General features: G+C 74.0%; 1 protein-coding gene. It reads right to left on the bottom strand.

Annotation, left to right across the window (positions count from 1 at the left end; translation table 11 throughout):
* Window positions 1–1,935: condensation domain-containing protein (locus tag VT52_RS34650; RefSeq protein WP_240510028.1), on the bottom strand; the 1,935-nt coding region annotated here is incomplete at both ends.

Below are 1,935 nucleotides of genomic sequence, written 5' to 3'. Positions count from 1 at the left end.
TCCAGAGACAGCCCCGGAGCGGAGATGTGGGGACCGGCCCAGGCCGTGAGCTGCCCGCGCTCTTCCGCGCTCAGGATCTCCAGTCGCCCGAAGGGCAGGTCGGGGGCCTCGGCGGCGGCGCCGAGCAGCCGGACCAGGCGCGCCACGGCGGCCCGGACGGTGCCGGCGTCGTACAGGTCGGTGGCGTACTCCACACAGATGTCGAAGCCGGCCGGACCGCCGTCCTCGGTCCGGTGCTCCTCGAAGCCGAAGGTCAGGTCGAACTTCGCGATCCGCAGCTCCGGGACGACGAACTCGGTCGCCAGTGAGCCCAGTTCGGGACCGGTGCCGAGGGACTCGCCGACGGTGAGCATGACCTGGAACAGCGGGTGCCGGGAGGCCGAGCGCTCCGGGTTGAGGGCCTCGACCAGCCGGTCGAACGGCACGTCCTGATGGGCCCAGGCCGCGAGGTCCGTGTCCCGGGCGCGGCGGAGCAGTTCGCGGAAGGACGGGGCACCACTGGTGTCCGTGCGCAGGACCAGGGTGTTGACGAAGAAGCCGACCAGGTCGTCGAGTGCCTGGTCCGCGCGTCCGGCCACGGGCGAACCGATGACGATGTCGGTGCCGGCGCCCGAGCGGGTCAGCAGCGCGGCCACCGCAGCCTGGGCCACCATCAGGAACGTGCTGCCGGTCTCCCGGGCCAGGGCGGTGAGCGCCCGGTGCGTCCCGGCCGGGCAGGACACGGTGTGCGTGGCACCCCGGTAGGAGGCCACCACCGGGCGCGGCCGGTCCGCGGGCAGCGTCACCTCGTCCGGTACGGCCTCCAGGGTGCCGCGCCAGTGGCCGAGCTGGGCGGCGATCAGGCTGTCCGGGTCGTCGGCGTCCCCCAGGAGTCCCTGCTGCCACAGGGTGTAGTCGGCGTACTGCGCCGGCAGCGCCTCCCAGCCGGGCGCCTCGCCCTCGATCCGGGCGCCGTACGCGATCCCCAGGTCTCGCGTCAGCGGGGTGTTGGACCAGCCGTCCGAGACGATGTGGTGCACCACCAGCAGCAGCACGTGGTGATCGGGTGCGAGCTCGAACAGGACGCTCCGGACGGGTAGTTCGGAGTCAAGGGCGAAGGGGCGGCCGGCCTGCTCGCTGATCCTGGCCGCCAGGGTGTCCTCGTCGGCGCCGAGGACGGTGAAGGGTACCTCCGCCCCGTCCGCCGGGACGATCGACTGGCGGGGTTCGCCGTCCTCGGCGGGGAACACGGTGCGCAGTGCCTCGTGCCTGCCCGCGACGTCCGACAGCGCGCCGCGCAGCGCCGCATGGTCGAGGTCACCGGTCAGCCGGATGGCCATCGGGATGTTGTAGGTCGCCGACGGGCCCTCCATCTGGTCCAGGAACCAGAGCCGGCGCTGGGCCGGGGAGAGCGGCAGCCGCTCCGGACGGGGCCCGGTCACCAGGGCGGGACGGGCCGGTTCCGCCCGGTCGCCCGCGATGCGCTCGGCCAGCGCGGCGACCGTGGGGTACCGGAACAAGTCCCGTACCAGCAGCCGTACTCCGAAGATCTCCCGCACCCTGGACACCAGGCGGGTGGCGAGCAGGGAGTGGCCGCCGCGGCGGAAGAAGTCGTCGTCCGCGGAGGCCGAGGGCAGGCCCAGGACCTCGGCGAAGACGGTGCAGAGGACCTCTTCGGCGGGAGTGCGGGGGGCCCGGCCGTCGGTGGGACGGCCGTGCGGGCCGGGCTGGGGAAGGGCCCGCTGGTCGAGCTTGCCGTTGACGGTCAGCGGAAGGGCGTCCAGGGCCACGAAGGCGGCCGGGACCATGTAGTCGGCCAGCGCGCTCTCGGTGTGCCGGCGCAGCGTCTCCGGCTCGATCCGGCTCCCGGCGACCGGGACGACGTACGCGACGAGCCGCTTGTCCCCCGGGCGGACCTCGCGCACGGCGACCGCCGCCTGGGCCACGCAGTCGTGC

It is taken from the genome of Streptomyces malaysiense, assembly GCF_000980885.2.
GTDB lineage: Bacteria > Actinomycetota > Actinomycetes > Streptomycetales > Streptomycetaceae > Streptomyces > Streptomyces malaysiense.
This window is presented reverse-complemented; position numbering and strand designations above follow the sequence as displayed.